This window comes from Psychrobacter sp. Rd 27.2, from assembly GCF_001921755.1.
In the GTDB taxonomy this organism is placed as follows: domain Bacteria; phylum Pseudomonadota; class Gammaproteobacteria; order Pseudomonadales; family Moraxellaceae; genus Psychrobacter; species Psychrobacter celer.
This window is the reverse complement of record NZ_MRYB01000160.1, coordinates 1-321: the sequence shown is the minus strand read 5'-3', so window position 1 is coordinate 321 and position 321 is coordinate 1. Positions and strand designations below refer to the sequence as shown.

Below are 321 nucleotides of genomic sequence, written 5' to 3'. Positions count from 1 at the left end.
ATAAACCAGGCCTCCACGTATACCGTACCGATCTGATGATTCAGCTTCATCGGCTAAACTATCGCGCATAGCATCAGAGCCCGCATAAACCAGCCATCTAGGTTTCGGTTGATAGAGTACAATCCATGCGGTGCTGTTAGAATGACCATCATAGTACTCAGCTAAATCATTTTCTTCATAACGCTTCTGTGAGTGCGAAAAACTACCGGAAATCTGTAATTTTTTAGATATTTTTCTATTGTAATTTAAGGTCGCAATGTAGTTTTGATTGTATTGACTGCCTCCTAGTAAGTTTTGCTCGAACCTCGTTATCGCGCCCCA

At 41.7% G+C, this 321-nt stretch carries 1 protein-coding gene; it reads right to left on the bottom strand.

All coding sequences use genetic code 11. From position 1 onward, the window contains the following. Positions 1-321: surface lipoprotein assembly modifier (locus BTV99_RS13035; RefSeq protein ID WP_143507235.1), on the bottom strand; the 321-nt coding region annotated here is incomplete at both ends.